Annotated in this window: 21 protein-coding genes and 3 pseudogenes; 12 read left to right on the top strand and 12 right to left on the bottom strand. The window is 44.2% G+C overall.

The window, feature by feature from the left end:
• Positions 1-47: 47 nt before the first annotated feature.
• Both CDZ87_RS06545 and kynA read right to left on the bottom strand, forming a co-directional pair.
• Entirely contained in the window at positions 48-1,229 is a 1,182-nt protein-coding gene (locus CDZ87_RS06545; protein WP_100752736.1) for an aminotransferase class V-fold PLP-dependent enzyme, read from the bottom strand.
• 17 nt (positions 1,230-1,246) lie between these two features.
• Positions 1,247-2,062, bottom strand: coding sequence for a tryptophan 2,3-dioxygenase (gene kynA / locus CDZ87_RS06540; protein ID WP_216639377.1), 816 nt, complete (start codon positions 2,060-2,062; stop codon positions 1,247-1,249).
• A gap of 383 nt (positions 2,063-2,445) precedes the next feature.
• Between kynA and CDZ87_RS06535 the strand changes: the two genes are divergently transcribed.
• Positions 2,446-3,060, top strand: a complete 615-nt coding sequence (locus CDZ87_RS06535; protein ID WP_100752734.1) for a hypothetical protein — start codon at positions 2,446-2,448, stop codon at positions 3,058-3,060.
• A 47-nt stretch (positions 3,061-3,107) separates the two neighbouring features.
• Positions 3,108-3,185 (top strand): annotated as a pseudogene (locus CDZ87_RS17560) (VOC family protein); the annotation flags it as partial.
• Here CDZ87_RS17560 and CDZ87_RS06530 read toward each other — a convergent pair.
• Positions 3,182-3,982 carry a Cof-type HAD-IIB family hydrolase gene (locus CDZ87_RS06530; protein ID WP_100752733.1) on the bottom strand — a complete coding sequence of 267 codons (801 nt, stop codon included), beginning with the start codon at positions 3,980-3,982 and terminating at the stop codon, positions 3,182-3,184. The pseudogene CDZ87_RS17560 and the gene CDZ87_RS06530 overlap by 4 nt on opposite strands.
• Before the next feature lie 203 nt (positions 3,983-4,185).
• Here CDZ87_RS06530 and CDZ87_RS06525 point away from each other — a divergent pair, with 203 nt between their 5' ends.
• From CDZ87_RS06525 to CDZ87_RS06505, 6 genes and pseudogenes are all read left to right on the top strand, one after another.
• Entirely contained in the window at positions 4,186-4,605 is a 420-nt protein-coding gene (locus CDZ87_RS06525) for a hypothetical protein (protein ID WP_157806451.1), read from the top strand.
• Positions 4,606-4,837: 232 nt separating this feature from the next.
• Positions 4,838-5,499, top strand: a pseudogene (locus CDZ87_RS06520) (TolC family protein); the annotation flags it as partial.
• 12 nt (positions 5,500-5,511) lie between these two features.
• Positions 5,512-5,742 (top strand): annotated as a pseudogene (locus tag CDZ87_RS06515) (heavy metal-binding domain-containing protein); the annotation flags it as partial.
• Between the two features lie 261 nt (positions 5,743-6,003).
• Positions 6,004-6,126 carry a hypothetical protein gene (locus tag CDZ87_RS17440; RefSeq protein ID WP_281251952.1) on the top strand — a complete coding sequence of 41 codons (123 nt, stop codon included), beginning with the start codon at positions 6,004-6,006 and terminating at the stop codon, positions 6,124-6,126.
• 296 nt (positions 6,127-6,422) lie between these two features.
• Positions 6,423-6,635 carry a cold-shock protein gene (locus CDZ87_RS06510; protein ID WP_100752731.1) on the top strand — a complete coding sequence of 71 codons (213 nt, stop codon included), beginning with the start codon at positions 6,423-6,425 and terminating at the stop codon, positions 6,633-6,635.
• Between the two features lie 165 nt (positions 6,636-6,800).
• The gene (locus tag CDZ87_RS06505; protein WP_100752730.1) at positions 6,801-7,007 is read left to right on the top strand and encodes a hypothetical protein; all 207 of its coding nucleotides are present in this window, start codon (positions 6,801-6,803) and stop codon (positions 7,005-7,007) included.
• A 352-nt stretch (positions 7,008-7,359) separates the two neighbouring features.
• Here the strand turns inward: CDZ87_RS06505 and CDZ87_RS06500 are convergent, their stop codons facing one another.
• Positions 7,360-9,120, bottom strand: coding sequence for an SgrR family transcriptional regulator (locus CDZ87_RS06500; protein WP_100752729.1), 1,761 nt, complete (start codon positions 9,118-9,120; stop codon positions 7,360-7,362).
• A gap of 359 nt (positions 9,121-9,479) precedes the next feature.
• Between CDZ87_RS06500 and CDZ87_RS06495 the strand changes: the two genes are divergently transcribed.
• Positions 9,480-10,916, top strand: a complete 1,437-nt coding sequence (locus tag CDZ87_RS06495) for a coniferyl aldehyde dehydrogenase (RefSeq protein WP_100752727.1) — start codon at positions 9,480-9,482, stop codon at positions 10,914-10,916.
• 140 nt (positions 10,917-11,056) lie between these two features.
• Here the strand turns inward: CDZ87_RS06495 and nagB are convergent, their stop codons facing one another.
• Complete coding sequence (gene nagB, locus CDZ87_RS06490; RefSeq protein ID WP_100752726.1) at positions 11,057-11,857, bottom strand: glucosamine-6-phosphate deaminase; 801 nt, start codon at positions 11,855-11,857, stop codon at positions 11,057-11,059.
• Between the two features lie 372 nt (positions 11,858-12,229).
• Here nagB and CDZ87_RS06485 point away from each other — a divergent pair, with 372 nt between their 5' ends.
• The gene (locus tag CDZ87_RS06485; protein ID WP_100752725.1) at positions 12,230-13,402 is read left to right on the top strand and encodes a tetratricopeptide repeat protein; all 1,173 of its coding nucleotides are present in this window, start codon (positions 12,230-12,232) and stop codon (positions 13,400-13,402) included.
• Positions 13,403-13,478: 76 nt separating this feature from the next.
• Here the strand turns inward: CDZ87_RS06485 and sstT are convergent, their stop codons facing one another.
• The 5 genes from sstT to CDZ87_RS06460 form a co-directional block, all read right to left on the bottom strand.
• Positions 13,479-14,693 carry a serine/threonine transporter SstT gene (sstT, locus tag CDZ87_RS06480; RefSeq protein ID WP_100752723.1) on the bottom strand — a complete coding sequence of 405 codons (1,215 nt, stop codon included), beginning with the start codon at positions 14,691-14,693 and terminating at the stop codon, positions 13,479-13,481.
• Between the two features lie 393 nt (positions 14,694-15,086).
• The gene (locus CDZ87_RS06475) at positions 15,087-15,533 is read right to left on the bottom strand and encodes a copper chaperone PCu(A)C (RefSeq protein WP_100752722.1); all 447 of its coding nucleotides are present in this window, start codon (positions 15,531-15,533) and stop codon (positions 15,087-15,089) included.
• 2 nt (positions 15,534-15,535) lie between these two features.
• The gene (locus CDZ87_RS06470; protein ID WP_100752721.1) at positions 15,536-16,135 is read right to left on the bottom strand and encodes an SCO family protein; all 600 of its coding nucleotides are present in this window, start codon (positions 16,133-16,135) and stop codon (positions 15,536-15,538) included.
• Complete coding sequence (locus CDZ87_RS06465; RefSeq protein ID WP_100752720.1) at positions 16,132-16,560, bottom strand: hypothetical protein; 429 nt, start codon at positions 16,558-16,560, stop codon at positions 16,132-16,134. The genes CDZ87_RS06470 and CDZ87_RS06465 overlap by 4 nt, the downstream gene beginning before the upstream one ends.
• A gap of 83 nt (positions 16,561-16,643) precedes the next feature.
• Complete coding sequence (locus CDZ87_RS06460; protein ID WP_100752719.1) at positions 16,644-16,925, bottom strand: GNAT family N-acetyltransferase; 282 nt, start codon at positions 16,923-16,925, stop codon at positions 16,644-16,646.
• A gap of 50 nt (positions 16,926-16,975) precedes the next feature.
• Here CDZ87_RS06460 and CDZ87_RS06455 point away from each other — a divergent pair, with 50 nt between their 5' ends.
• Both CDZ87_RS06455 and CDZ87_RS06450 read left to right on the top strand, forming a co-directional pair.
• Positions 16,976-17,185, top strand: a complete 210-nt coding sequence (locus CDZ87_RS06455; protein ID WP_100752718.1) for a hypothetical protein — start codon at positions 16,976-16,978, stop codon at positions 17,183-17,185.
• Positions 17,186-17,358: 173 nt separating this feature from the next.
• Entirely contained in the window at positions 17,359-19,602 is a 2,244-nt protein-coding gene (locus tag CDZ87_RS06450) for a glycosyl hydrolase family 18 protein (RefSeq protein ID WP_100752717.1), read from the top strand.
• Positions 19,603-19,667: 65 nt separating this feature from the next.
• On the opposite strand, the gene CDZ87_RS06445 is transcribed toward CDZ87_RS06450, so the two are convergent.
• Complete coding sequence (locus CDZ87_RS06445; protein WP_100752715.1) at positions 19,668-21,782, bottom strand: type I secretion system permease/ATPase; 2,115 nt, start codon at positions 21,780-21,782, stop codon at positions 19,668-19,670.
• 17 nt (positions 21,783-21,799) lie between these two features.
• Entirely contained in the window at positions 21,800-23,719 is a 1,920-nt protein-coding gene (locus tag CDZ87_RS06440; protein WP_100752714.1) for a bifunctional diguanylate cyclase/phosphodiesterase, read from the bottom strand.
• Position 23,720 lies beyond the last annotated feature (1 nt).

Below are 23,720 nucleotides of genomic sequence, written 5' to 3'. Positions count from 1 at the left end.
ACGAACTGAGCTGTTCAGATCGTAAGTTGGTGATTTAGTTCTCTGATTTAGGAAACAAAGCCAGCAAGCTGCTCTATTTCATTCAAAGCAAAATCTATTTGTGCATTTGATACGTATGGAGCTGGACCTAATCTTAGTTGATTGCCCCTACTATCGGTTTGGATACCTTTAGAGCCAAGAAGCTTTACCCATTTTTCTGCGTGTGGCGTGGTCAATGACAGAAAGCCAGCGTTATCTTGAATATCGTGCTCTGGTAACACCAGAATATTGGTCGGAATATTTAAACTCTCGATACCTTGCCATAACCTGCTGACCTGTTGCTTATTGATGGTCGCGAGTACCTGTGCAGTTAAACCTTGTTGGTTCAAAAAATCAAAAACTGCTGCAGCGCGATAGTGGCTCGTTGGATCATAAGTAGAGCCTGAGAATGCCCCTTGTCCTCTGCCATAATTGACTTTCCCCGTTATCTGGTCGAGAGTTTCAAATTCAGCAAACCAACCTGTAATAACGGGTGAGCCATGATAATCGTGAGGAATACGCATAAAACAATTGCCCTCACCAGCTTGGCAATATTTATAGCCACCGCCAATGATAAATGCGTTTTGTAATTGCCATTGTTCAAGGTCAAACTCGATAACATTAATGGCATGATAAGCATCGACTAAACAAGGTATGTTGAGTGATGTTGCAGCATTTGCTACCTCTCCAATGTGTTTGAATATTTGGCTTGTAGCAAAAAAAACAGCAGAAACCATCACTGCATCTGTCGAATGATCCAGTTTATCAATAATGCGACTAGCTAAAGTATCTGATGGCTGTGTTGGAACCACTTCAATATTGATATCTAGCTCCTTTAAACGATCAAGTTGACGGCGCATAGAATGGAATTCCCCGTCGGTTGTGACAATTTTTATTGGCGCCTTTTTCTTTTTTTTAAAGCAGTCTAAGTCAGATAGAAATCTCAAAATGAGTTCATGTGTTGATTGCCCTAAAGCAATTTGTCCATTGAAGTCATGCATCAAACTTCGATAAAACGCTCTGACTTTCTCTGCTTTCTCAAATGCCAGTTCCCATTTATCATCAATGTGCTTAGCGGCGTCATGAAAACAGTCAAGCACGCCTTGCTCTGCCACATCAGGCCATGCTTGATGAGAATGGCCCGATAACAAAATACGTTCTGAAACATTAAATTGACGATAATAAGGCTGTAAGTCTTTCGCTATATTCATAGTGTGATCTCCCTGATTTAAAGCTGTGTACGTAATTCGAACAGTTCAGGAAAAAAGCTGATGTCGAGTGCTTTTTTCAAAAAAGCGACACCGGATGAACCACCAGTACCGGTTTTATTGCCGATAATTCGCTGTACCGTATACATGTGTTTAAATCGCCACTGTTGGAAGCTATCTTCTATGTCAACGAGCTTTTCAGCTAATTCATATAATTCAAAATAGGTATCGGCATCACGATAAACCGTTAACCATGCATTTAAAACAGAGTCATTTTTCTCATAAGGCAAACTTACATCTCGATAAAGATGGTTCTTATCAATCTTTAATCCTTGTTCAGAAAGCATGGATAAGGCCACGTCATATAAACTCGGCGCTTCTAAAATCCCCTTCAACTCTTGATGTACTTTGCTATCGTTTTCATGAACTTGAAGTAGTGTTTGATTTTTATTACCAAGCAAAAATTCAAGTTTTCGATAACCATAGGATTGAAAGCCCGAAGAGTGGCCCAACGCATCTCTGAACTTTAAATAATCAACAGGCGTTAAGGTGGACAGAATATTCCATGATTGCGTTAGCTGATTAAAGATTTGTTTAACACGAGATATCACTTTAGACGCATGCCCAAAGTCGCCTTGCTTGAGGTTTTCTATCGCTTCAGTTAACTCATGACCAGCAAGCTTCAACCATAATTCACTGGACTGATGAATAATAATAAACAGCATTTCATCGTGTTGATCTGATAGCGGTGTTTGTGCCGACAATATTTGGTTTAATTGTAGGTAATCACCATAAGACATATCATCTTTAAAATCGGTATGAATGTCTTTTTCCATTTCTCGAAAATTACGATGTGGGCAAGCCATGAGCTAAGATCCTGATCTTGTTATTAGAGTAGTATTAGTCATTGCATACGCTACTTTATAATTCAAGTGAATAACCTCAATAAGATCGGACGCACATCAGAAATTAGATGCAAGCCCTTAGATGATTACTCGTGGATTTGATTAATTCTGCTTTTGTTCTTTGCTACGTTTAACTATGGGGTTTTGTTTGATTTCAACATGACTGCGCAGGCGTTCAAGTGTTTCATTCACCTGTTTGGAACAGTCGAGAGGGACAATCATAATGAACGCTTCGCCATTCCAACGTATCTTGTTTGCGAGTGCTGTGTTGTCATTCTATTATTCAATGCGTGAGTCGAACAGAAGGAATAAAAATGAAATGGATATGGGCAATCGCTATCAGCGTTTTTAGCTTTAACGGTTATGCGCAAAAGGATGAGCCTGCTCCTGAGTCAGAGGCGTTTTTTAAAATCAATATGACGCTCGAACTTGATGGTGTGGAGCGGGCGATAGACGACACTCGTCACTCTCTCGACCAAGTCGGTGTGGCGCTCAACAAAATCGCGGCGAGCGAGAGTTTGACGCCCGCGCAGCAAAAACAGTTAGACCACACGGTCGATAACCTCAATCAATTGGTGGTGTTGTCTCGGCGCTCGGTAGAGTCTTTACCTCAAGCATATCAAGACTCTAAGCAAGTGTTGGCGCGCAGCAGCGAACGTTTTCTATCCGATGTCCGTCAGCAGATATTGTTGGTGGTGAGCCTTATCGGCGTCATCATCATTGCGATTATTGTGGTGATTGCTTGGTTTATTCTTAGGCCAATTCAACATACCTTAACCAAAACCACACGCAATCTTTCTTCTATGGCTGACGCAATCAAAACCACCGCACAAGCCCTTGAAGCTATCTCTAATCAACAGCAACAGTTGGCCACGCAGTTAGAGCAACTCGACCATCGTCCCGACAAGAAAAGTTCCCCTTCACAATAGGGACATATTATGCAGACGCGCGTCAATATTATAATGGCTTATTGGTCATCGACGAGGTTACGGGTAAGCCGTTCACCTTTTTTCAAGATCCTGACGGCTTACCACTTGAGTTGTATCAGGCTTAGTCGAGCAACTCGCGCTTAATGACCGTTATGACGCCAGCCTCACGATGACTCGGCGCAGCAAAACGTGCTGTCTGTTTCACTGTCGGGTGGGCATTTGCCATTGCGAAGGAGTGGTAACTCGCTTTGAGCATCTCTAGATCGTTAAGGTAATCGCCAAAACTCATGGTTTGCTCATAGCTAAAACCGAGAGTAGTTTGTAAGTGCTTAATTGCAGCCCCTTTTGATGCTTCGGCATTCATGACATCAAGCCAGATTTTCGCGCTCACGACCACCTGATGACTGTGGCCAAATTCGCGATCAAAATTCGGCCAAACATGCGTCTCAGTGCCGTCAAAGTGACAAATGGCCACCTTGATGAAGTCATCTTCGACACTCAGCAGATCTTCCACATATTGACAGCGGTGGTAGTATTTGGCGAACTCTTTAAGTGCTTTAGGATCTTGGGTTTCAATGTACGCCGACTGCGTACCACACAAAACGATATGTGCACCTTCAATCAAACGCGCTTGGTTAATGATGCTAGTAATTGATGTTTTATCCATTTCACAGCGGTACAGCTCTTTGCCTTGATGCATCACCATGGTGCCATTTTCAGCGATAAACATCATGCGATCGCTAATTGGTGCGAACGTCTCCATCAGGCTGTAGTACTGACGGCCGGAAGCGGCAGCCAAAGTGATGCCGCGCTGCTCAAGTTGTTGATAGACTGAGTAGAAGTCTTCTGGCAGTTGGCTGTTGTGATCGAGTAGCGTTCCGTCCATATCGACGGCAATAAATTTGATATCTTTGCTAGGCATAGTTGACCGGGTTGTTGGGAAAAGGACAATAAATCAGTCACAACAAATTACATCAGTTGCCGTTATCTGCAAGTCATTTTTTATACAGGATATGGACGACCAAGCATGGAGTGATCAAGTAAACCAGAAAAATCCTGTAAAACGGAGTTGACCTTACCCTAGGTGTAAGGTTTATACTTTTCTACTCTTATCAAGGGTACGCTATGACACACTCATCACGCACAACATGGATTATGATTTTCGGCATCTTGGCGATGTTGATGTCTAACTATGTGTCAAGCGCACCAAACATGGTAATGAAGAGTATGATGATGTCAGAGGTGGTGGTCGACAATACTCACTCTGTTCATTCTACTCATTCTGTGACCAGTTCTGAGCGTGATGATTGCCATTCTTCCACTTTAGCTAAAGAGTATCCAAAGGCTCAATCAGTCAGTCATTGTGATGATACTGACACCGACACCCATACCCACTGTGGATCTGTCTGTTCCAGCGCCTCCTTTCCTTTAGCCAATATCAAAACAAACAGTGAGCTTTCTTCTCGTTTTGCCCATTTTAATGCGGTGAAAATGGGTGAAAAGGTCTCACGTTCGCAAAGTATTCTCCGTCCGCCTTCCGCTTAATTCAACTCGCACTTTCGTTCTTTAGCTCTGATTGATGATCTATATTGATTGTTGAGCTAGGGAGATATCTATAGCGTTTTTACGCTCCAAATGGATACCTATTGTGATTATTGAATTAAGTACTTTTGATCGCCCCAAAGCCCTGAGTCTGTGTATTGCTGCGAGTGCGGCAATGCTACCACCTTTAGCCATGGCTGATATCGTAAGCCATTCAGAAAATACTCAAACTGCGACGTTACAGCTCAATCAACGTAAAGCCAACCAACGAGCCGATGGCGTCTCACTTCAGCTCAAGTTCGTCCGTACTAATTACGCTATCGGTAATAGTGAAGCACAAGACCTACTCAATACTCAGCTTCAGTTGCACAAAATTGATGATAAGTTGCAGAGCAATCATATACTCCGCAGTTTGGTATTGAAGTCATGTACGCCTACAGACAGGGGAATAACATGCGTGGCGAACCCGCCTCTGATCTGGTTAGCGCCTATTTAACGTTGGACATTCCATTGTTTACAGGAAACCGCCAAGATAAAAGTTTATCGGCTGCGCAATATCAGGTCGGAGCGTCTCAATACCAAAAAGACGCACTTCTGGCGCAGATGAACGCGCAAGTGAATGCCTTGGTCAATGACCGCGTTAATCTTATCGAACGCTACCAAGAACGTCTCATTCCTCAAGCGAGTGCCAGAATCGAAGCCATAGAGCGTGGCTACCAAAATAACACCGCTCAGTTTAGCGATGTGCTTACCGCAACAACTGATGATATTGCGCTACGCATAGAATTAGAGCGCTTAGTTACCGATCTCAACATTACCAATAGCAAACTTGCAGCTTTACTTGGCGGGTATCAACACTCGCTGCCCAACTCCGCTGCACACGCGCCACAACAATAAGAAGGAAAAGTCATGAGTACGTTAAAAGTTGCAACGGTTGCGCTATTGGTCGGTGGTGTTATCGGGTATGGAATTAGTCGCTATTTACCAGAGATGGACCATTAAATGTCCGCCCTAGCGAGTGAAACTCGTTCGTCAACGAATGAGCCTCTGTACTGGGTTGCTCCGATGGATCCCAATTATCAACGAGACAAACCAGGTAAGTCGCCAATGGGCATGGATTTAGTCCCTGTCTACGCTGAAGCGGGCATGATAAAGAAAGTGACTTTGTAAATGGTAGATAGAGGGGAACGTGACGGCTCACCCTCTCTTGATCATATTAGCGCTGTCATCACTTTCGTTTCGAACTATATCGGCGCACCACTTTTGACAATAAGCCTGCCCTTCGAGTGACGATGCACGTACTTGACGCCCGTGGTGGCGATATTTGTTCTAGGTTCCAGACACGGCACAGTTTTCAGTCTAATAAATTTCGCAACAGTAGCTTATATCTGTTTGATTGACATGCATAATTGGCCACCCATTCCATTTGATACCATCAGCTGTGGTGTTGCGCTTCATCAGGACGTTGCGAAAGCCAATACGTTTCGTCACGCCGATGACGCGCTATATCAAGCTCGTCGCTGAGCTTTTTAGCGCGTTGTCGACAACTTACTTTTGTCTGTCATTTGGTCATAAAAAGTTAATTAGCTTAAAAACTAAATAATCCTTTACATTAAATTAATAAAGCGCATAATGGCTTTGCTCTGTTATTCAGAGTTATTAAATGAAAAAATAAAGTTTTTTAAGTAAAACCCTCAGAATTCACTAGTTGTTATCCTCAGAGTTTCCCTTCGTTAGCTTCATAGATACATTAAATAATTCAATTTTCAGCGCTTCGCATTTTGGCGACTCATTTATATTTAAATATTAAGGGACAATCTATGTCTGATAAAACAACTGGTTCTGTAAAATGGTTTAACGAAAGTAAAGGCTTTGGCTTTTTGACTCAAGATAATGGCGGTGCTGACGTATTCGTTCATTTTAACTCTATCGTTTCAGAAGGTTTTAAGACTCTAATTGAAGGCCAAAAGGTGATTTTCAATGTAGAGCAAGGTCAAAAAGGCCTTCAAGCTGCGAATGTTGTCGTTGCTTAAACTGATTTAAATAGAGGTGGTTCTCAACCACCTCTATACCTCCCCCCCTCAAAATAGCCAATCAACAGCTTTCCCCCCTTAAAAGATGCATTCCTCACGCACTTATTTCTGGAAAAACTTTTGGTTTAAACTATAAAAATACCAACAATAAACTAGAAGATAATTATGCCAACATTTAATATTAAATATATTAACGAAAAAAATAACACATTAAGATTAGAAACGGTTTTTATGCGCGGCTTAAAAGGTGCCAAAATATCAGCTTCGTCTTGCGCTCCATTTTTTACAAGTAGAATTGAGCTCAGAGATCTTATTGGAACGTTACTAGCACACAAAGAAAATGGAGTTTGGCTTAATGCCACTAACGCTTAATTTAAAATTAGCACTCCTCACATCAACAGATTAAAATTACCCGAAACCTGGTGTAGTAAGCTTTCCCTCAGCGCTTTGTCCACTTCTAAGCTATACCCGTTCAACGTGAAGATGCATGTTTCAATATCTGATAATTATCCGTAATTCTGGATGCAAGTGTGCCGGCAACTTCTGGTAGCGTTACATCGAAAATCAGACATTTTCAATAATCACAGGTAACTGTGCTCAAGGATAACGCAATCAACAATAGTCATTACGCTGACAGAGCTCGAGTTGCTGTCAGCGTTGATCGTTTTGAGGCTGCTGTTTACGATACAGAAAATTGAGTGGACTTATTATTGTCTGCTCAATTTCAGTCCGTCGACCACACATTGCGAATATCTGGCCAACCCCAGTTCGTCAGTTCAACATCATTCAAAACGCCCTGAAAGCGCAGAGTTTGTCGGTGGTGAAACAGCGGTGCTAACCAAAATTGATTGATCAATGCAGAAGCTATCGGTTCAAGTGCCTCTAAGTAGTCATGTAGTTGGGTTTGAGCACGCAGCGAAGTGAGGTGTTCCATTAGCCACTGCTTGGATGACTCACCAATGCAGCGTTGGATGATCGGATTATGATACAAGCTGTTAAACGCCGAGGCGTGGCGGTTATCGTCCAAATTGATGTTGGTGATAATCACAGACTCCGTCAATTGACCCGAGATAGACAACGCGGTGAGCTCTCGGTAGCTATAGCTATTGATAGTTACCGTCACTCCTAGTTGCTCAAGTAAGTGTTTGACTGCGAGAGCGCAATGGCGCAGCGAACTGTAATCGTAGATGGCAATATCGATCTGTGGCGGCAAGTCAGTTTTGGGCATGGTTGGTCGGGTAATTTTATGCCAAATCGGCAGTAAGTTACTCGCCAGTTCACAGCCGAACAACTGGCCAGTTTGGTCGAGATACTGGTAGACTTTTTGTGGCGTAATATAGGTCGAGAGATAGCGACGCTGCTGCTCACTGAGCACGACATTGGCGCATTGATTGAATAGCACAAACATACAACCATCTTCAGTTCTGCTCTGCTTGATCTCACTTTCAACAGCTTTGCTTTTTCCTACCGCATGGGCAACATAATAATGACAGGACGGGCGCAGTGATGCACCGGGTTGATTGGTTTCAATTTGTTGCTTGTCGCCAAGTTCGCTTTCATCTAAATGCCAAATGGTCACTTGATCAGTCAAGGCACGACAAGCGTAGTAACGCTCGAAGGCCCTAAGGCACAGCTTGGTGTGTGAGTGCTCAGTCACTTCGAAGGGCCCAGATCCTACCACTAGCATAGGGGCGGATAGGTTGACTTGCTCAGGAGGTTGAATCGAATACTTGACCCCGGAGATCAAGCCTCCAAAGCCTTGGTCGGGTTCACTGAGTTGAAATACCACGCGGTTAGCTCCGGGTGAATAAACCCGAACCAAGTGATTGAGTTCACTGCGGTAATCGTCAAGTAGAACCAGTTTGTCAAACAACGTAACAATACATTCAGCGCTAATGGGCTTGCCATTATGAAAAGTGAGCCCAGGGCGAAGAAAGAAAGACCATTCAAGAGAGGATTCATCGTAGTTCCAATGATGAGCAAGTTGGGCTTCAAGTTGACCGTCGAGACTACTTGCCACTAAACAGCAATAGATTTGACGCAGTAAATAACGCTCACTGGAACGCTGTAATTGATGGGGCACCAAGTGCTCAAAGGCGCGCTTATAGGTTAGCTGAATATGCATCAAGCCCTCGCGCAATGATGCGCCGGAGGTACTTTGCAGTAGTTGACCAAATGCTAATTGATCGTGATTAAGCAGTGACAGCGCCTTTTCATATTGACCTTGCAAAATTCGTTCGCTCGCCAATTGCCTTTTCAATTCAGCGAGTGAGGGCCGAAGGAATAAGGTTGAACGTTGGTTACGGCCTGATTTTGGCTGCCACGTGAGCCAAGCTAGTTGTTGCATTTGACTGAGAAGGTTGCGCGCATGTCGAGGACTGGTGCAGAGGATATTGGCGACATCTGGCAGGGTTGTTTTCACTTCGTCACCGACACCAAATGACACTAGGCGCGAGTAATAGCGCAGCAAGTTAAGCTCGGACACAGCAAAACACTCCTAAAATGAGTCATGATAAATCTCATTTTGTTCCTGTTTTCGCTCTATTTCCAGATTATTTCGTTTAAAAGTCGCCGTTATCAGACAAATAGGGAACAAAGGCAGGAAAAAGATCTCAGTGTTACCTTTCCTTATTCAGTGGCACAATAATTTGGCTTACTGATTTGGTAGGTGGTTCTACACGCAGCGCCGATGAAACATGCTCCTGTCCCCCACAAGCTGATGTTTATGGCGCTGCGTTTTCCTTTTCAGACAATAATTGACCATTGCAGGCGACCTGTTTAGCGACATTAGAGCAAAAACTTACTACTATGAGTTAAATGGTTTGAATGAGTTGGTAGCTATTGATGGAAAAAGTGGTCGATTTGAATCGCTGGCATAAGGATCATGTCAAAAATAAGCAAGAGCTTGAGCAGTTGTATCAAAAAGTTCAGGCACTCTATCACAATGATCCGTACCCAGATCACGCTCAAAGAATCGCGTTGCTGACGCGCTTAAAAGCACAGTTGCTTGCTCGGCAAGATGACCTAGTTGAGGCATTGAAAAACGATTACGGATTCCGGAGCGAATTCGATAGTTTGATCAGCGATCTTCTACCCGCCGTAAACCATATTAATTACAGCATCAGACACGTAAAAAAATGGATGAAGCCAAGCCGTCGTCACGCCGGATTATTGCTCTCACCGTCAAAGGTAAAGGTTGAGTACCAGCCCGTTGGGGTCGTCGGAGTAATTGTGCCGTGGAATTTTCCAATCTTTCTTAGCCTTGGCCCTATCGTGACCGCGTTAGCTGCCGGTAATCGCGTTATGGTCAAACTCAGTGAGTACACGCCACACACCAATCAAGTGCTGAGCGAAATATGTGCATCGCTTGAGGATCATATCTTTGCTATCGAAGGTGAAGCCGACATTGCGGAGAGTTTTTCATCCTTACCCTTTGATCATCTAATTTTCACTGGTTCGACATCAGTGGGGCGTTTGGTTGCGCAGGCTGCGGCGAAAAATCTAACCCCAGTGACGTTAGAATTAGGTGGAAAATCGCCTGTTATCATTGGCGATGATGCTGATATAAAACGCGCCGTCGACGCCATTATGATCGGGAAATCAATCAATGCCGGGCAGATTTGCGTTGCCCCTGACTATATTTTGCTACCGGAAGGTAAAGAGCAGCTGTTCATCCATACCTATTTGGCCAAGTACAAAAAGCGTTTTGTTCGCAAGGGGCAGCTAGTGCCGATAACCCAGATCGTGAATGAGCGTCAATATCAACGTTTGCAGACTTACTTGTCTGACGCTAAGCAACAAGGGGCAACCATTCATACGCTTGAAGATGTCCAGTTGAATGAGCGGCAAATGTTGCCAAATCTTATCACTGGGGTGACTCATTCAATGTTACTGATGAAAGAGGAGATTTTTGGTCCGATCTTGCCCATTATCACTTATCGACAGTTAAGTGACGCCTTTACTATTGTCAACCAACGACCTCGACCGCTCGCACTGTACTTGATGTCAGATAATCAGGTGCTGCAACAACAGGTGGTTGAACAGACCCACAGTGGAGGCGTAGTGATCAACGATACTTTACTGCATGTCGCGGCGGATGATGCGCCATTTGGTGGTATTGGCGAGTCGGGAATTGGCCACTACCATGGCAAAGAAGGGTTCTATACTTTCTCACATGCTAAAACCGTAATGGTATCGCCATCATGGTTGCCGCGTAGTCATCTATTGCTTAAGTATCCCAAGTTGTTGGTTAAACTGTTATCAAGTCTTTTTCTGCGCTAGCGGTCACTGTTGCCCCGTGTTAACGAGAGTTGCTGGTGGTGGTGTCGCCATACCTTTTCGATTGGCGACAACAAAAAATCCGAGTATTAAATTCGGATTTTTTAATCGTCTTAGATTCTTAGATTCTTAGATTCTTAGATTTAGAAACCGACAATATTTTTTGCTTCTAACTCTGTAAAGTACTTAACCGTTTTTACTTTGAGTTCTTGCTGGGCTGCTTCGTCACAAACGATAACCGATTTAGGATGCAGTTGCAGTGCAGAAACTGTCCATAGATGGTTAACACTGCCTTCTACCGCAGCTTGCAGTGCTAGAGCTTTGTTGTGACCTGTAACCAGAATCATCACTTCTTGAGAGTCTAGCAGTGTACCCACACCAATCGTCAGTGCGTACTTAGGTACTTGCTCAATATCACCATCAAAAAAGCGCGAGTTAGCAATGCGGGTATCTTCCGTTAGGGTTTTGATACGAGTGCGTGAAGAGAGTGATGATGCAGGTTCATTAAAGGCAATGTGGCCATCATTCCCCACACCGCCCATAAACAAGTTAATTCTGCCGTAAGACTTGATCTTGTCTTCGTAACGTTTGCATTCAACTTCATTATCTTCGGCGTTTCCATTAAGAAGGTTGATGTTTTCTGCTTGGATATCAATGTGATTAAAGAAGTTGTTATACATAAATGAACGGTAAGATTCAGGGTGATCTTCAGCGATGCCAATGTACTCATCCATATTGAAAGTCACAACGTGTTTAAAGCTTACTTCGCCTGCGTTATACAGTTCGATCAGCGCTTTGTAAGTCGCCAGAGGTGTGCCGCCAGTCGGCAAACCTAAAACGAATGGGCGATCTGCGGTCGGCTGAAAGTCATTAATACGTTTTACGATGTGCGCTGCTGCCCACTTACCGACTTGTGCGGCTTTGTTTAATGGGATAAGTCTCATTTTCTGCCCCTAATGTTAGAATGTATGATGTTTTCAATCATTAATTCGCATTATAAAATAAGTAGTGTGTTTCTGCTATTGTTTTTGGTCAATTTTTCATAAATTAGTCTTAAATACGGCACGGAAGTGTTTGATAAGCGCAATGATTGACTAATATAGTCATGGTTTATGTGATTTTTCCGAAAAATTTTTATAATTAAAATAAGCTCGAAAGTGAGCAGGTAATCAATTGCTCTAGCTTGTGAACTGGGTTGCATTCACGAATGGGATTGCAGTATGTGGTGCATGTGTTTATAGGGTATGATTAAGAAACTCAATCATTTGAGTATGCTACCGATATTATAATTAGCTCAATATACGAAAGAAGATCGAATGAATATAATTGGGATCGCCATTGGTGCGACCGGGTTGCTGCTACTGAGCATGTTTATGTGGATGCTGGCGCTTTCACTGCGTAAAAAACGTTTAGAACAAGAGCGTAGAGAACGTAGTATTGTGCAACGAAAGGCGATAGAAAAACATCGCAAGCAAGAGCAACAAGAACGCATTGCTAAAGCAGAAAATGGCGATCTTCCTACCATTCTTTACTTGGCAAAAGAAGCAGAAAGAGCGCGATTGAAAGAAGCACTTCATTGGTATACCAAAGCGGCTGAGCTTGACAGTGTTACAGGGATGTACGGAATTGTACGTCTGAGTAATAAGATGAAACAAGATGTTGTACTGAAAGAGAAAGCGCAGTTTTGGCAAGTGTGTATTGCGGCTGCTGATGGCAGTTTGCCGCATAAATACGAAATGGCCATGGCGCTATTTAATGGTCATGGTACTGATATCAATGTTGCCAAGGCGATCGACATTATGCAGTCAGCGGCTGAACAAAATTATGTTGATGCGCTGATTTTCTTGGGAGACTGGTGGATATCGCCTAACAATCCGCAAAAGAATCCGACCAAGTCGAGCGAGTGTTTTCGTGATGCTGCTGAGCTTAAAAGCAATCAAGGTCGGATGAAACTCGGCTTAAATTACATCAAAGGATGGGGTGTGCCTCAAGACTTTGAACGCGGTTGTTATTGGATAGAGCGTGCGGCGGAAAAAGGCCATCTAGAAGCGATGTACATAGCTGGAGAAATTTGGATGGAACATCGTCCAAACGGGAACTCTATCGCTTACATCTGGCTGTTTTTAGCGGCGGAACTTGGCCATGGTTCTGCGCGTAATTTACGAGATCAGGTCGCGATGCATATTGGTGTCGATACGGTTGTTGGTTTGCAAAGTCTCGCCAAGCCTATTGTTAAGAAAGTTCGTGAACGAAAAATCAGTAGGCACTCCATCATTAAGGCACTTAATCGCCTTTACAAGCGTAATATTCCGACTGATGAAAACAGCCGTATTGCATCGCCAAACGCCGATCAACTGAGTGACGAGCTTACCATGACCGATCCTGCCACTGTGATTGAAGCTCTCTTAACCGAAGATACGGACCTTCCAGCCTCGGAAACGAGTAGCGATCGTCTTGATTTTACTCAGTCACCGATTGACAAACATTAGTCACCAATTGTTTGATCTCTTTGCTATAAATACAAAAAAGCCTCGTGATGACGAGGCTTTTTTTATCAGGTAAAGATTACGCTTGTTTTTGTTTCGCTTTACATACCGCCGCTGTAAAGACGACATCTGTTGAACTGTTCAGTGCCGTTTCTGCAGAGTCTTGTACTACACCGATAATAAAGCCAACCGCGACCACTTGCATCGCCACTTCATTAGGAATACCAAACAAACCGCAGGCCAGTGGGATAAGTAATAGCGAACCACCAGCAACGCCAGAGGCTCCACAAGCTGAAACCGCTGCAACGACACTGAGTAGTAGCGCTGTCAGCAAGTCAATTTCAATTCCCACTGTATGAACGGCAGCCAGAGTCAGAGTTGTGATAGTAATCGCAGCGCCTGCCATGTTGATGGTTGCACCAAGAGGGATCGAGACTGAGTAGGTATCTTCGTCAAGGTTAAGCTTTTCACACAACGCCATATTTACAGGGATGTTTGCAGCGCTTGAACGGGTAAAGAAGGCCGTCACACCACTTTCACGCAGACATCTTAGTACGAGTGGGTACGGGTTCTCGCCTGTTTTGACATAAACGATGATTGGATTGACTACGAGAGCAATAATAAGCATAGAACTCAGCAGAACAGCCAACAGTTGAGCGTAGCCAGCTAAGGCGTCGAAACCAGTCGTTGCCAACGTTGAGGCAACCAAACCAAAGATACCAAAAGGAGCCAGACGTATAATGAAGCGAACGATCTGCGAAACGCCGTGACTCAAATCTTCAAATACCGCTTTGGTTGTTGCTGATGCGTGGTGTAACGCCAGACCAAGGCCAACCGCCCATGCCAAAATACCAATGTAGTTTGCACTCATCAAAGCATTAACTGGGTTGTCGACTAACTTAAATAATAGAGTATTTAAAACTTCAGCAATACCTTGTGGTGGTGTTGCGCCTTCGGCACCTGTGACAAGCGTTAATGTGGTTGGGAATAAAAAGCTCAGTACGACTGCGGTCAGTGCAGCAGTTAACGTACCCAAAAGGTAAAGCACCACGATGGGACGCATATAGGTATGCTGGTTTTTTTTCTGGTTGGCGATCGAGGCAGCAACCAAAATAAAAACGAGAATAGGGGCGACTGCTTTGAGCGCACCAACGAACAGGCTTCCGAGTAATCCAACACTTTGAGCGTGCTGTGGAGAAACAGTCGCTAGACCTACACCGAGAATGATGCCGGCTAGGATCTGCAAAACCAGATTGCCACGAGCAAAGCGTGCAATAAGTGAGTTGTGTTGCATAGTTATCCCTGCAATGAATAGTTTTATAGAGTTATAGTAATAACAGTTATATCAAACTGAGATCGATATACTAGCGGCTTGAAATAATGTGTCTAGATGTAATTGAAAATTAGCATGAAAAATTAATTGAAATGAGATGATGTGAACTTTATGTTGAAATTATGTGCTTTTTTGGTGAGTTAGAGGGGGCGAGAGCCTCTTCGTCTTATAAGTAGATTTAACACTTATACTGATGGTGTTCATTTTGAATTTTTACAAAACTTCGTCAGCTTTTTAAACGATACTCTTTACTCTGGCAAAGTCCACTGTGGCGTTTTTGCTCGCGCCGTTATTTAAACCAATTGTCTAATCAACAAGGCGGGAGCTTACCCACCTTGTTGAGTTATTTTTTTATTAATGGTGTTTCATGCCACTCATGACTTTCTTGATTGGCGCACTAAAGGTTTGTTGCTCACCATTGGCAAACGTAATCTCTACGTCTATCTGCTCACCTTCTACAAACGCTTGCTTAAGATCGAACAACATAATATGTAGGCTACCAGGTTTAAGTACTGCTTTTCCTTTACTTGGCACTTCGATGCGCTCGATCTGACGCATTTTCATCACGTCGCCTTCGGTAATCACATCGTGAAGTTCTACTTTGCCAGCGGCTGGTGTTGACGCAGATACAATGTAGCGATCTTTGTCACCTTGATTGAGGATTTCAACGAATACGGCACTGGTCGGTGCATTGGGCGGTGTGGCACGGGCGTATGCATTGTGCGTCATAATGTCGGTTTGATTTGCGTGAGCCAGAGGGCTTAAGGCAAAAAAGGCCAGTAACAAGGTTTTCAATTTCATGGTCATAATCCTTTGTAATTCAGTTTTTTAAAGGCTTCCACCAAGGGCGCTGGTGTCAGAATATGTGGCACTTTAGTGATTAATGTGCCGTCTGGTTGGAGAAAGTAGAAATAAGAACTGTGATCGAGCGTGTACTCAAGTTGAGAGTTTTCTAACTTAGTTTTGCGAAAAATGACGCCATAGCGATGAGCCAGTGGGGTGGTAATGTCGAGTGGCGCTGATAAACCTTCTATCATCGGGTGAAAATACTGAGCGTATTGATAAGCGTCTGCCGCGGCATCACGCTCAGGATCAAGCGAGATAAAAAGTGGCCGAAATCGTTGTTTGGTTTCATCGTCAATTTGATTGAGTGCACCTGCTAACATTGCCAGCGAGGTAGGACAAACATCAGGGCAGCGGGTAAAACCGAAATAGACGACGCGAATTCGTTGATCACTTGGGGCAAAGATATCGACTGGGGCATTGTTTTCACCATATAAGATGCTTGAGTTAGGTGGCCCATCAGTCAACGTAGAAGTGCTTTGAGAATTTATATAATAGTGATTTAAACTAATACCCAAAACAAACGCGGCTAAGAGTGCGAATCCCCATTTCTTACTCATCGTTCCATCCTTATTGAAGTGTTGATTGAGTGGACTTGGTCAGAAAGAGCGCCGTACCAAGTCATGGCATCCGATGTACATACCGGTAATACGACTTGACCAGTAAATTGACCTTGAGGGTTTTTGTCCAATTTAAAGACCAACTTACCCATATCCATTTCATATCCTTGAAGTGTCAGAAACAGTGTTTCACTGCTGGAGTTTGGCCAGTCAACGGTGAGTTGAGTGGGCGCTAACGGTTGGGTAGTATCACGGTCAGCAGTGATGCGAATTCCGTCTTGCAGACAACCCGCCGTTGTGACTAAGCAGTAATTGTTTAACGATATATTGGTTTGAGGTGATTGAAACCACCTAATGAGGTCACTCGCAAAAAAGCCACCGCTCAAAGCTAGGACGATCAAAATCAGTTTAATGCTTGTAGACATTAGAAATTTCTCTAACTACAAAATCTGCTGCCAATAGTATTATATAGTTTGGTAAATCTCTATTAATCCAACAAACAACGTGTTCACTCACTCATTAATTGCGACTTTTTGAGCCCGTAAATAGCATGATCAAGAATACGGTCAGAGATTTTTCCTTGATTGGTTAAGATGCCCTCTAACACCATGCCCACTTTTTCTGCTACTCGGCGACTGGCATGGTTATCTACGGCGGCTGACAATTGTACCTTCTCCATGTTTAATTCTTCAAACACGATTTGATGAACAACGCGCGGCATTATGCCCTTACCTCGATGAGATTGACTCAACCAATAACCGATTTCAACACACTGGGTATCATTGGTGATTTAGTTTGCTCTGCTCGGTATATCAAATACTAATAATTGGAAACGTCACAATGGTCTTTGCCAAGCAAGAAATAAGTGCCGACCTACGCCGTGTTATGCTTGAAACGACCAAAGTCAATGTAATGATTGAGTTGGTTGACTGCGATGACTTTTGGCTCTCAATGAAACCACGTTATATTAAATCGCTTGCTGAGCATTTTCCCATTTTAACTTTGCTTATCTCACCGTCTTTAGTTTTTGACTTAATGTCGACTTTGTAATGCAACAAGTTGCTAACATCGGTAAGTTTTTCAATCTTGGCTCGTATTTAATCTTTATTTTGCCCATTAAAAATAAAGTCTCTTAAATACTGAAGGTGATGTTCTTCACTTTCGATTGAACAGACGTGGCTCTGACAATTGGGGCAAACATACAAGGGATGAGAGAAATAGGTATGAATCGTATTACTATATGTGCAGCAAGCATCGCATTGGCGATCTCTGGCACTACGCTGGCGGCACCTGCTGCTCCAAGCGTTGATGTATATGGATCGAACAATCTACAGTTTTCTAAGATTGAATTGGCAATGGAAACCACCTCTGGTTACAACCAGATGGTTAAGTATAAAGAACAAGCGGATATCAGTATTAAGTTTAACCAGTGGAGTGGAACCACAGGGGACACATACAAGATTTATTTTGATGGTGTTGAAGTCGCAACCGGTCCAATTGCGGGTAGCCAAACCAGTGCCAACTTCCAATATGGCCAAGGCGGCCGTTATCAGTTGACCATCGAAGCGTGTGACGCCACGGGCTGTAGTACTAGTGCGCCAGCCGAAATTGTAGTCGCGGATACCGATGGCGCTCACCTTGCGCCGCTTGCGATGAACATTGATCCAAATAACAAGTCATACAATACCGACCCAAATACAGTCGTCGGGACGTATTTTGTCGAGTGGGGTATTTATGGTCGCGATTACACCGTTGATAACCTGCCTGCAGACAATCTGACCCATATCCTCTACGGATTTATCCCGATTTGTGGTCCTAATGAGTCGGTGAAATCAGTTGGTGGCAACAGCTACAATGCGCTTATGACTGCTTGTCAGGGGGTCCCTGACTATGAAGTTGTGATTCATGACCCATGGGCTGCTTATCAAAAGAGTTTCCCTCAGGCAGGCCATGAATACAGCTCTCCAATCAAGGGTAACTATGCCATGTTAATGGCACTCAAGCAGCGTAACCCCGATCTTAAGATCATTCCATCTATTGGCGGTTGGACGTTATCAGACCCATTCTTTGACTTTACCACCAAAGCTAACCGAGATACGTTTGTTGCTTCGGTTAAACGTTTCTTAACCACATGGAAGTTCTATGACGGTGTCGATATTGACTGGGAATTTCCTGGCGGCGGCGGTGCAGCTGCCGACAAGGGCGATCCGGTTAATGATGGCCCGGCCTATGTCGCATTGATGCGTGAATTGCGTGCCATGCTTGATGAATTGGAAGCGAATAGTGGTCGTACTTATGAGTTGACCTCTGCGATTGGCGTTGGCCACGACAAGATAGAAGATGTTGATTATGCCGATGCAGTTCAGTACATGGACTATATCTTCGCTATGACTTATGACTTCTATGGCGGTTGGAACAATGTGCTCGGCCATCAGACGGCGCTCTATTGCGGTAACTTTATGCGTCCTGGTCAATGTGATGGAACTGGGGTTGATGAGAATGGCAAACCATATACTGGGCCAGCTTACACTTCAGACAATGGTATTCAGTTATTACTGGCTCAAGGCGTTCCGGCTAACAAGCTTGTACTTGGTGCGGCCATGTATGGACGTGGATGGGAAGGGGTACTCCCGAGCTCATTAAGTGACCCAACAGATCCAATGACAGGTGTTGGTAACGGTAAACTGACAGGCTCAAGTGCTCAAGGCGTTTGGGAAGATGGGGTTATTGATTATAAAGGCATTAAGTCGTTTATGTTGGGGCCTGACAATAAGGGTATTAATGGCTTCCAATATGGTTACGATGAGCAAGCGCAAGCCCCTTGGTTATGGAATCCGACGTCAGGTAAACTGATTACGTTTGATGACGAGCGCTCCGTGAAAGTGAAAGGCGCTTATGTTCGCGATTTAGGTCTGGCTGGTCTGTTCTCGTGGGAAATTGATGCAGATAACGGCGATATCTTAAATGCAATGCATGAAGGTTTAGCTGGTGGTAATGGTACGCCAGTCAATAAAGCGCCAGTCGCTGTCGTTAGTGCTCCAGCCACAGTTCAAAGTGGCGATGTGGTAGTCGTCGATGCATCAGCATCAAGCGATGCCGACAATGACCCACTCAGCTATTCATGGGGTATCCCTGCAGGATTAAACGCGACGATCGATGGTGCAATGGTGAGCTTTGTTGCTGCTCAATACACCCAAGATACCTCATTAGCGTTTACTGTAACGGTTAGCGATGGCCAAGCCAATGTGACAGCGTCGAGTACGGTTGTTGTGACTAAAACTTCATCAGGCGGTGAGTTGTGCGACAATCTGTGGGATGCGGCAGCAGTCTACAACGGTGGTCAACAAGTCACGTGGGCTAGTAAAGTTTGGCAAGCAAAATGGTGGAATCAAGGCGATGATCCTACGCAATCCGGTCAGTGGGGGGTGTGGAAGGAAGTGGGGGTAGCAAGTTGCCCAACGAGCTAACTTCGTCTGCTTAAGATAAACAAAAAGCCATCGAGCTGATGGCTTTTTCATTTTACGCTTTAGGGTTAGTTGACCGCTCTGACTTTACCTTGCTTAAGGCTGTTAAGCACTTCTGATTTAGGTCCATCAGCAATGATGCAGCCTTTTTCCATCACGATCACTCGATCCACGACATCCAACATTGAGGTCTTATGGGTGATTAAAATCAGCGTCTCGGTTGATTTTAATTGCGCGAGTTGTTGTTTTATATGCATTTCTGAACGGTTATCCATGGCGCTTGTTGGTTCATCAAGCAGCAATACCGGAGGACGACCAAGGATTGCACGTGCGATGGTAACAGCTTGACGTTGTCCCCCCGACAGCATTAAACCACCTTCGCCCACTTGACGTTCAAGACCCGCGGGGTCTTGCTGAGTAAAGACGGTCACACCAGCGCGGTTTGCGGCGTCGAGAACATCTCTATCGTCAGCCAGTGGTCGACCTAAGGTAATGTTGTCGCGAATCGTGCCATAAAACAGTTGGCTGTCTTGCGGAACACAACCGATATTACGGCGAATATCGATATGGTGCAGTTGGTCTATGTCAGTATCATCGATACGAACGTGACCTTCAGTCGGTTTATACAGCCCCATGATCAAACGTTCTAACGTTGTCTTACCTGAGCCAATACGGCCGATAATGGCGACTTTTTCGCCAGGGTTGATGGTTAAACTTAAATCACGTATCGAAGCGACAGGTGAGTCTGGGTAGTGGAAGGTCACTTTATCCAACTCAATTTTGCCATGAATGATCGGACGATGGATGTAGCGTTTGCCTTCTTCTTGTTCATCTGGCATCGACATGACTTGATCAATAATCGTCATTGATGACTTAGCTTGATTGTAACGAGTGGAAAGCAGCGATAACTGAACCATAGGGCCAATTGCACGACCACTGAGCATGGTGGCGGCAATCAAGCCACCCATGGTCAACTCGCCCTGTGCAATTAAGTAGACGCCGAGAATAATCATACCGACGTTAGAGGCTTGTTGTACAAATCCGGCGGTATTTTGAATGCCATCTGTTATACGACGGCTCTTAACACTCCAATTCGCCATATGCGCGACGGCTTCTTCCCAACGGTATTGGAATTGGCTCTGCGCGCCAAATAGTTTAACGGTCTCTAAACCGGCCAGACTTTCGATTAAGTTGGCGTATTTTTGCGAAGCAAGTCGTGAGCCTTCCTCGATCGTGTGACGCAAAGGTCCTTGAATCAACAACGAGTAAATGATTAAGATCAGAACCCCGATAATCGGGACGAACACCAGGCTTCCTGCCATTAACCAGATCAGCAACAAGAAGAGAATGGCGAAAGGCAAATCAATCAACGAGCCAATCGTTGCAGAAGTAAAGAACTCACGGATCGACTCAAATTCTTGTAAGTGACGGGCAAAAGCGCCAACCGACGCTGGGCGTGATTCCATTCGAATGCCCATGACTTTACTGAACAGTTTAGAAGAGATCAAAATATCGGACTTCTTCCCTGCTACGTCGATAAAATAGCTACGCATTAGCTTGAGAGTAAGGTCAAACAAGAAGATGACGAAAATACCGCTCGCGAGTACCCATAAGGTTTCAAACGCTAGATTTGGCACCACTTTGTCATACACGAGACGCGTAAACATTGGCGCTGCGATAGCGAATAAATTGATTAAAATTGAAGCGATCAATACGTCTCGATAGATTTTTTTAGATTGCCAAATCGTGCTCCAGAACCAGTGACCTTCGCGCGTTTTTAAAATTTCTGGTGAGCGCTCGTCGTAGCGAAACTGCTTTTTTACTAAAAAGTAGCGGCCAATATAGAGTTGGCTAAGTTCTTCAAGAGCAATGGAAATCGGCACCAACCCCGACTCTCCAGAAACAATCTCAGCTTCGGCTTTGTCTGGGTTGATGCTATTGAGAACACAAGCGTCACCACCTTTTAAAATCAGTACAACGGGTAATACCAGTTGTGAAATTTCATCAAGGCCTGCACGGTTCTCTTTCGCGACTAGCCCAGCACGTTCCGCTGCGCGAGGGAACAAAAAAGGGGTTAACTTACCATCGGAGAGTGGTAAGCCATTAATTAAAGCCTCGGGAGAGTTAGCTAATCCATAGTATCGACTGACGTAGATAAGAGAATTTAATAGCGGATCCTGCATGCTATACCTTTTATTTGTTATTTATCTACGATGAAGCCTTGGAAGACTTCAATAAAGTGCTCAGCTAAGAAGTCTAACTGAGTCTGTGTCTCGACTCGCGATGCAATGGTCTTAATACCCAGATTGTGTGCTGTTCTTGAAATTGACGTCAGTGTGAATTTCTGTTTTTCGTCATCAAGATGATGGGTGTAGAGATAATCGAGTTTTACATACGCTGGACGGAATTCATTAATATAGTCAAGCGATTGGAAGTTTCGTCCATAGTTGTCGACACCGAAATCAGCACCTGCGCTGCGCACCGCATTACAAAATAAGGCGGTATGGTGTGGTGAGCTAATAAAGCAATTCTCAGGAATTTCAAAATGGAGCAGTGAGGCGACTTGAGTATGTTTGTTAAGCAGTTGAGTCACCCAACGAATAAAGCTTGGTTGAGAAATGCTGCTTTGCGCAATGTTGATGGCGACTGGTGCGTCAAACTCGCCTGCCTCTAAACGCTTGACCATCGATTCGATGACGTACTCATCAAACAGATGGCTAGCATTGAGTTGTTCGAGCGCAAATAAGTATTGGTTTGCGCTGTAACGTTCATCTTCTTTCTCGATCGCTGAGAACACCTCACGGTGATAGGCCTGACCGGAACTGTCGTTAGCCGCTTGGAAACGAAAGTTAAACCAATCGTTGCTGATGGCTTCACTGACTAATTGTTTCCATTGTTGTTTGCCCATTAAACTGTCGGTCTGTTCACCCGTCACGAAGCTGTAATCCAACTCTGGATTTGACTTCGCTGCGGCTAACGCATTGTCGAGCATAGTTAATAGCTCAGTTGAACTGGTTGAGCCCTTGTTATAAACAACGCCAAGGGAAACGTTCGATGTCGCCATGCCTGTCGGGTCAGCATTGACGTCTTGTACATAGGTGATGATACTCTCGGCGATTAATTTTAGTTCGCTCTCATCAAGATTCGGAATAATTAAACCGAACTCTTCAGTCGAAATACGAGCAAGTGTTACGTTAGGAGAAGAGAGCGATACTTTTAGGTGATCGGCAAGCTCTCGTACCATCCCGTCGCCAGCTTCGTAGCCTTTGTCTTCGTAGAGTTCACGAATAAAGCTCGCTTCGAGAATAGCCACACCACCCACACCACCCATACCACCTTCACCAAGCCATGAGTTGAGTTGACTCATGTAGTAGGCACGGTTACCTAACTGAGAAACCGGGTCGATATAGGCACGTTCACGCAGTTGCTGCGCCTCTTTTGCTTGTGCTTTAAATGATTTTTCGAGTTGAGATGACATGCTGTTAATGCCATCAACAACGTAGATCAAATCTTGTGTGCTAGGGCGGGGGAGTGGTTCGCCAAACTGATTGCGTGCGACTTGCTCCATTTTATTAACAATCAATTGCAATGGACGGAGCGCACGTTTAAGAATGAATGAAATAGCAAACAAACCAATAAGCAGAATAATACAGAACGCAATAACTAAACGTTCAAAAGCAAGCCAGAGCTGGATGTAGGCATCCCCAGTATCACTCACAATTTCGACTTCTGCTAACTGCATCCAACCACTCGTCACAACGCGGCGATCATGTATTCGTTCAAATAGGTTGAGTTGGGTAAACCATTTGGGGACGTTATTGGGCTGAACTGGGTAGGTTCGCAGAATCTCGTCGCCAGTATCTAAGAAGATAAGTCGTACGATTGAATAACTACTGCCATCGAACAGCGCATTAATGACCGACTCAACTGCGACTTGATCTTTGTCCTCTAGATAGGGGGCTAGAGCCAAGCCAACAGTATTGATGGTATTATTCACCTCGGATTGCTGCTGCTGAATGAGGTTGTTTCGTGTTGTATTGAATTCAATGATAAACACTGAAATTAGCAACATTAAAATAACCGCAATCATACCGGCGACAAGTTGTTTATATAACGTCATA

It is taken from the genome of Vibrio salilacus, from assembly GCF_002811245.1.
In the GTDB taxonomy this organism is placed as follows: domain Bacteria; phylum Pseudomonadota; class Gammaproteobacteria; order Enterobacterales; family Vibrionaceae; genus Vibrio; species Vibrio salilacus.
The sequence above is the reverse complement of the archived record's forward strand: the minus strand, read 5'-3'. Positions and strand labels throughout refer to the sequence as shown.

Bases quoted from the DNA above. Each gene is read 5' to 3' on its own strand.
- CDZ87_RS06545 (WP_100752736.1), bottom strand. From the start codon at position 1,229: ATGAATATAGCGAAAGACTTACAGCCTTATTATCGTCAATTTAATGTT.
- kynA (WP_216639377.1), bottom strand. From the start codon at position 2,062: ATGGAAAAAGACATTCATACCGATTTTAAAGATGATATGTCTTATGGT.
- CDZ87_RS06535 (WP_100752734.1), top strand. From the start codon at position 2,446: ATGAAATGGATATGGGCAATCGCTATCAGCGTTTTTAGCTTTAACGGT.
- CDZ87_RS06530 (WP_100752733.1), bottom strand. From the start codon at position 3,982: ATGCCTAGCAAAGATATCAAATTTATTGCCGTCGATATGGACGGAACG.
- CDZ87_RS06525 (WP_157806451.1), top strand. From the start codon at position 4,186: ATGACACACTCATCACGCACAACATGGATTATGATTTTCGGCATCTTG.
- CDZ87_RS17440 (WP_281251952.1), top strand. From the start codon at position 6,004: ATGCATAATTGGCCACCCATTCCATTTGATACCATCAGCTGTGGTGTT.
- CDZ87_RS06510 (WP_100752731.1), top strand. From the start codon at position 6,423: ATGTCTGATAAAACAACTGGTTCTGTAAAATGGTTTAACGAAAGTAAA.
- CDZ87_RS06505 (WP_100752730.1), top strand. From the start codon at position 6,801: ATGCCAACATTTAATATTAAATATATTAACGAAAAAAATAACACATTA.
- CDZ87_RS06495 (WP_100752727.1), top strand. From the start codon at position 9,480: ATGGAAAAAGTGGTCGATTTGAATCGCTGGCATAAGGATCATGTCAAA.
- nagB (WP_100752726.1), bottom strand. From the start codon at position 11,857: ATGAGACTTATCCCATTAAACAAAGCCGCACAAGTCGGTAAGTGGGCA.
- CDZ87_RS06485 (WP_100752725.1), top strand. From the start codon at position 12,230: ATGAATATAATTGGGATCGCCATTGGTGCGACCGGGTTGCTGCTACTG.
- sstT (WP_100752723.1), bottom strand. From the start codon at position 14,693: ATGCAACACAACTCACTTATTGCACGCTTTGCTCGTGGCAATCTGGTT.
- CDZ87_RS06475 (WP_100752722.1), bottom strand. From the start codon at position 15,533: ATGAAATTGAAAACCTTGTTACTGGCCTTTTTTGCCTTAAGCCCTCTG.
- CDZ87_RS06470 (WP_100752721.1), bottom strand. From the start codon at position 16,135: ATGAGTAAGAAATGGGGATTCGCACTCTTAGCCGCGTTTGTTTTGGGT.
- CDZ87_RS06465 (WP_100752720.1), bottom strand. From the start codon at position 16,560: ATGTCTACAAGCATTAAACTGATTTTGATCGTCCTAGCTTTGAGCGGT.
- CDZ87_RS06455 (WP_100752718.1), top strand. From the start codon at position 16,976: ATGGTCTTTGCCAAGCAAGAAATAAGTGCCGACCTACGCCGTGTTATG.
- CDZ87_RS06450 (WP_100752717.1), top strand. From the start codon at position 17,359: ATGAATCGTATTACTATATGTGCAGCAAGCATCGCATTGGCGATCTCT.
- CDZ87_RS06445 (WP_100752715.1), bottom strand. From the start codon at position 21,782: ATGCAGGATCCGCTATTAAATTCTCTTATCTACGTCAGTCGATACTAT.
- CDZ87_RS06440 (WP_100752714.1), bottom strand. From the start codon at position 23,719: ATGACGTTATATAAACAACTTGTCGCCGGTATGATTGCGGTTATTTTA.